7 protein-coding genes are annotated in these 5,266 nt (G+C 67.1%); 1 reads left to right on the plus strand and 6 read right to left on the minus strand.

What is annotated here, in order from left to right; all coding sequences use genetic code 11:
• Positions 1-172 precede the first annotated feature (172 nt).
• The 6 genes from B3446_RS17525 to B3446_RS17550 all read right to left on the minus strand — a co-directional run bounded on the left by B3446_RS17525 (position 173) and on the right by B3446_RS17550 (position 4,451).
• Positions 173-913 carry a lysophospholipid acyltransferase family protein gene (locus tag B3446_RS17525; RefSeq protein WP_291383760.1) on the minus strand — a complete coding sequence of 247 codons (741 nt, stop codon included), beginning with the start codon at positions 911-913 and terminating at the stop codon, positions 173-175.
• A complete protein-coding gene (locus B3446_RS17530) occupies positions 910-2,199 on the minus strand; it encodes a dihydroorotase (protein WP_291383762.1) in 1,290 nt (429 codons plus the stop codon). The genes B3446_RS17525 and B3446_RS17530 overlap by 4 nt, the downstream gene beginning before the upstream one ends.
• A complete protein-coding gene (locus B3446_RS17535; RefSeq protein ID WP_291383764.1) occupies positions 2,196-3,137 on the minus strand; it encodes an aspartate carbamoyltransferase in 942 nt (313 codons plus the stop codon). The genes B3446_RS17530 and B3446_RS17535 overlap by 4 nt, the downstream gene beginning before the upstream one ends.
• Before the next feature lie 21 nt (positions 3,138-3,158).
• Entirely contained in the window at positions 3,159-3,560 is a 402-nt protein-coding gene (ruvX, locus tag B3446_RS17540; RefSeq protein WP_291383766.1) for a Holliday junction resolvase RuvX, read from the minus strand.
• Entirely contained in the window at positions 3,553-4,140 is a 588-nt protein-coding gene (locus tag B3446_RS17545) for a YqgE/AlgH family protein (RefSeq protein ID WP_175125921.1), read from the minus strand. The genes ruvX and B3446_RS17545 overlap by 8 nt, the downstream gene beginning before the upstream one ends.
• A 146-nt stretch (positions 4,141-4,286) precedes the next feature.
• Complete coding sequence (locus B3446_RS17550; protein ID WP_003814980.1) at positions 4,287-4,451, minus strand: rubredoxin; 165 nt, start codon at positions 4,449-4,451, stop codon at positions 4,287-4,289.
• Between the two features lie 139 nt (positions 4,452-4,590).
• On the opposite strand from B3446_RS17550, the gene B3446_RS17555 reads away from it, so the two are divergent.
• The coding region (locus B3446_RS17555) for a hydroxymethylpyrimidine/phosphomethylpyrimidine kinase (RefSeq protein ID WP_349680050.1) at positions 4,591-5,266 on the plus strand (676 nt) is incomplete at its 3' end.

The raw sequence follows: 5,266 nt of genomic DNA on the forward strand, positions 1-5,266 counted from the left end.
GGCTCCGGACCGCAATCGTGGCCCCGCGCGCCCCGGGACGCCACCGTGCCGGACGTCTTAAGAACCGAATCCGCCACCGTGCAGGACACGTCAAAAACGAATACCGCATCAACAGCAAGCAGAGTACAAACACGTACGGAGCTAAATCACAGCCCGCAAGAAATCACGCAAATCAAAGCACCGAAGCAATCGCATCCCGAGCCTGATGCGACAGTTCCAGCCGCGTCGGCAAACTCCCATCCGGATGACGCGCAGCCAGCGGCGGCAGAAACACCACTTCGACGGATAATCCCGTCACACCCAGCACCCGCCAAAGGTTACCCACCAAAGACTCCTCGCCCACAAACGCCGCATATCCGTTGCGCTTGCCGTGCTGCATGAACCGCAGCGCCACGGGCTGGATTTCAACCGCCGCCACGCGAGCGGGTTCGAAAAGGCTGGCGTGGAAAGGAAGGAGCTCGAAGCCTTCCGTCGTCGTGCCTTCCGGAAACAGGCCGACCGCGTCGCCCTGTTTGAAGCGCGCCTGCATCGACTCACCCATCGCGTGCACCGCGTGGCGCTGGCCGCGTTCAATGAACAGCGTGCCTGCGCCGGCGACCAGCCAACCGATCACCGGCCACGCGCGGATCTCGCTCTTGGCCACGAACGACGTCGCGCGAGCCGAGTTCAGGACGAAGATGTCGACCCAGGACACGTGGTTGGCCACCAGCAGCACCGGCCCTTCCAGGCGTGGTTCGCCCTTGAGGATGACCTTGATGCCACAGGCTGCCATCAGCCAGCGCGACCAGCGGCGGTTCAGCCGGGCGCGGGCTGCGGGGCGCATCAGGGGGTAGGCCAGGCCCACGCTCAGCAGGCCGAAAATGATCAGGGGCAGGACAAGGCTCAGCCGTAGGACAAAGCGCAGCAGCTTCAAACTGGAGTCTCCCAGGCCGGTTGGCCACCAACCACGGTGGCTCGTACTCGACCGGGCAGCATCATACCTGCGAAAGGTGTCTGGGCGCTGCGGCTTTGCAGCGCTGCCGGCATCACCATCCATTCGGTGTCCAGATCCGCCAGACACAGGTCTGCCGGCGCATCCACGCCCAGGTGGCCGCATGGACCCAGGTGCGGCGCGACGGCGGACAGCACGGTGGCCGGGCCCGACGTCACGCGTGCCAACGCGTCGCCGACTGAACGGCGGCTGTCGCGCGCCCACTTCAGAGCCAGCGACAGCAGCAGTTCAAGACCGGTTGCGCCCGGTGTGGCGGCCGCGAACGGGGCGGCCTTGCCGCGGGCGTCCACCGGCGTGTGATCCGAGCACAGCGCATCGATCACGCCCTCCGCCAGCGCCGACTGAAGCGCGTCGCGGTCACGCTGGCCGCGCAGCGGCGGCGACAGGCGATGATTCGTGTCGAAAAAGCCGATGTCCACGTCCGTCAGCAGCAGGTTGTTCGTCGACACATCCGCCGTGACCGGCAGGCCCTCCCGGCGGGCCGCGCGCAACAGTTCCACGCCGGCCGCTGTCGACAGGCGCGACAGGTGCACGCGCGCGCCGGTCGCGCGCTGCAATTCGAAGATCGTCTGCAGCGCCACGGTCTCGGCCTGCGCCGGCATGCCTTCCAGTCCCAGGCGTTCCGCGTACGCGCCGCTGGCGGCCGACGTGCCCCGTGCAAGCCAGGGGTCTTGCGCACGCAGCCATAGCGTCTGGCCCAGACCGCTTGCGTAACGCATCGCGCCCCAAAGCACCCGCGTGTCCGCCACGAGCGACTCGCCCTGTGCGAACGCGATGCAGCCTGCCCGCGCCAACAGCGCCATTTCGCTCAGTGTTTCGCCGGCCAGGCCCACGGTCATCGCGCCCAGCGGGTGGATTGCGCACTGCCCCGCCTCCGTGTGGCGCAGCAACGCCTCGATCTTGCTCGGTTCGTCCGGCGGATTTTCGGCATCGGGCGGCAGCACCAGGCGCGTCACGCCACCGGCCAAGGCCGCGCGCAGTTCGCCGGGCGCAAATCCCGCGTTGCCCGGCTGCGTCACGCGCGCCGACAGATCGATCAGGCCCGGCAGCACTGCCAGACCCTTTGCATCAATACGCCGATCCGCCTGGAAGGCGTCGGGCGCAGCACCAACCGCGACGATGCGGCCCGCGGCAATGTAGAGATCGTGCTGACCATCCACACCCTTTGCAGGATCGATCAGCCGGCCGTTGGCTATGTGCAGTCTCATGCTGCCGCTCCGGCCAGCACGCGCAGCACCGCCGTGCGCAGGGGTTGTTCAAGCGCCGCGACGCGTGCCTCGGTGGGTTCGAGGGCCGCGGCGATATCGCCATCCACTTCGACGCCCGGCACCAGCCCGCCCGCGGGCAGCAGCAGCACATCCGGCTTGGCAAACGCCAGCGCCGCGAGCGTGATGCCGTGGGTGCAGGCATATTCGCGCGCCGACGGAAGCTGCGCGCCGCTGATTTCTTCGACATTCAGCGGCAACGCGATCACCACGTCCGCATCGCTCAGGCTTTCCTGCAGCGTGGCGCAAGCGCGCACGCCGAGTTGGGCCAGGCCGTCAGGCAGCAGCGTGCGCGGGGCCGCGACGCGCACTTCGGGCACGCCCAGTGTGGTCAGCAGATGGATGACGGAACGCGCCACGCCCGAATGACGGATGTCGCCCACCAGCGTCACGACTAGGCTGGTGAGGTCAGGTTTGATCTCGATGATGGCCTGCACCAGCGCTAACGCGGGTATGGGATCGGCGTGCCGGCCGTCGCCTGCATTGAGCACGTGCAGGCCCGGCGTGGCATGGGCGGCGGCGCAATGGGCCGCGCCGCTCTGGCCGTGGCGCAGGATCAGCACGCCCGGCGCCAGCGCGGCGACCGTCTCGGCGAGCGCCAGGGCGGCATGCGCTTCCAGCGGCACCGGCAACATCGACAGGCTCGCCGCTGCGGCCGCGTAGGCGTCGCGTTCACCGGCGTAGGCGTCGTGGCCCGCAGTGTCCGTATCCGGCAGACACAGAAACACCGGCATTTCCGGCTGGACAGGCAACTGCGCATCCTCGGACGCCATCTGCGCGCGCGCCATCTCGAGCAGCCGCTCGACGTGCCGGCGCGGCAGCCCTTCGGTAGTCAGCAGATGCGTGAGTTCGCCGCGGCGGTCGAGTTGCGGATTGAGCATGGGCAAGACAGGCCACGGCCGTCAGACCGCGGGCAAGGCATCCAGATAGCGTTGCAGGATAACCGCCGCCGCCATCGCATCGTCCGCGGCATGTGTGCCGAGCAGGCGCTGCGCTTCCATGCTGGAGCCGCGTTCGTCCACCAGTTCCACGGCAACGCCGAAGCGGCCGTTCAGCTGGTTGGCAAAGCGGCGGCAGCGCGCCGTGGCGGGTTGTTCGCCGCCTTCGGCGTCCAGCGCCAGACCGACGACGACGCGGTGCGGCTGCCATTCCTGCAGCAGTGCCGCGATGCGGCCGAAACGCGCGTCGCGGACTTCACTGAAGATGATTTCGAGCGGACGCGCCTGGCGCGTCAGCGTATTGCCGATGGCAATGCCGATCTTCTTTTCGCCGAAATCGAAGGCAAGCAGGGTTTCTTCAGGCATGGCCAGCATCGCCCGCCAGCATGACCGGGTCGATGCCCAGCAGCTTGAGCGCGGCGGGGTAGCGTTCCTCGGGCGGCACGTCGAAGATGATGTGCGCGTCCGCGCTTACGCTCAGCCAAGCGTTCTGGCCCATTTCGCTTTCGAGCTGGCCTGCGCCCCAGCCGGCGTAGCCCAGCGTGACCAGCATGCGTGCCGGCCCGTTGCCATCGGCCACGGCCTGCAGCACATCGCGCGAAGTGGTCAGCGCCATGTCGCCCAGCTTGATGCTGGAACTGTAGTCGCCGGCGGGCGCGTGCAGCACAAAGCCGCGATCCGTCTGGACGGGTCCGCCAAAGAAGACGAACGTGTCCTTGACGGGTCCGATCTCGAGCGTCAGGTCGATGCGTTCGAACAGCGTGCCCAACGTCAGGTCGGTGGGACGGTTGATGACCAGTCCCAGCGCGCCGCGGTCGGTGTGCTCGCACACGTAGATGACGGAACCCGCCAGGCTTCCTTCGACCATGCCCGGCATGGCGATCAGGAACTGGTTGGCGAAGTTGGCCGCCTCGGTGCTGGCGTTTTCGTGGTGTTTTTCCGTCATGGCAACCCCTTCATGGGTAGTCTGAGAAAACCGTTGGGAGTGATTGCGCAGACGCAAACGTCATGCCTGGCGGCAGTCCGGCGGTTACGAAGAATGGGGTATGCCCCATCTTACGAGCCCTGGCGGAAGTTGTCGGCGTGACGGTTTCAGATTTCCATCAGTTCGAAGTCCTCTTTGCGGGCGCCGCATTCGGGACAGACCCAGTTTGGCGGCACGTCTTCCCAGCGGGTGCCGGGTGCAATGCCTTCGTCGGGCAGGCCGGCCTCTTCGTCATAGACCCAGCCGCAAATCAGACACATCCAAGTACGCATAGTTCTCTCTTACATCAAAACCCCACCGGCGTCCCCGCGGTGGGGCAAAGGTGAGGGGCTTCCATTAGAATGGGGACAATCTTACCGAAACCCAATAGGGGTTCCCCTGATTCATGCCAAATGAGCCGGGGCGCCCTCAATCAAGCACTGTCACGTGGCCCCCGTTACTCCCCCTCTCGTTTTGGTCTTCGGCCCGCTCGATCCCTCGGGATCAGACGGTTTGCCCGCGGATGCCGTCACCTGCGCCCGTCTGGGCTGTCATGGCCTGGCGGCCGTGACTGCGCTGACCGTGCAGGACACTGCCGGCATCGAAGAAATCCACCCCGTTTCCCCCGATCTGCTGGACGACCAGGCGCGTTGCCTGCTCGAAGACATGTCGGTTCAGGCCATCAAGGTGGGCGGACTATACACCGCGGAAACGGCCAGCGTGGCGGCGCAGGTTGCCGCCGACTACAGCCAGGTCCCGCTGGTGCTGCACCTGGGCCAGCGCGCGCAGGTGCCTGCCAATGCCGCCGACGAGGACGAAGCCGACGACCTGCTGGCCGCGACTCTGGAACTGGTGCTGCCGCAGACCGACCTGCTGGTCATTGAACACCTGCGCCTCGCCCAGTGGCACGCCGACGGCGATATCGATATCGGGGACGCACCTACGCCCATGCACGCCCTCGTGGCGGCTGGCGCGGCGTGGGTGCTGGTGCTGGGCAGCCCCCAGCGCCCCGGCCACTTCGCCAACGTGCTGCTCGGACCCGGCGGCCAGACCCACACGTGGCCCTGGCAGACGCCGCCCGACCGCAACGGCGATGCCGGCGGTCTGG

This window comes from Achromobacter sp. UBA5777, assembly GCF_002418565.1.
GTDB lineage: Bacteria > Pseudomonadota > Gammaproteobacteria > Burkholderiales > Burkholderiaceae_B > Achromobacter > Achromobacter animicus.

Coding starts and splice junctions, on each gene's coding strand:
- B3446_RS17530 (WP_291383762.1), bottom strand. CDS start 2,199: ATGAGACTGCACATAGCCAACGGCCGGCTGATCGATCCTGCAAAGGGT.
- B3446_RS17535 (WP_291383764.1), bottom strand. CDS start 3,137: ATGCTCAATCCGCAACTCGACCGCCGCGGCGAACTCACGCATCTGCTG.
- ruvX (WP_291383766.1), bottom strand. CDS start 3,560: ATGCCTGAAGAAACCCTGCTTGCCTTCGATTTCGGCGAAAAGAAGATC.
- B3446_RS17545 (WP_175125921.1), bottom strand. CDS start 4,140: ATGACGGAAAAACACCACGAAAACGCCAGCACCGAGGCGGCCAACTTC.
- B3446_RS17550 (WP_003814980.1), bottom strand. CDS start 4,451: ATGCGTACTTGGATGTGTCTGATTTGCGGCTGGGTCTATGACGAAGAG.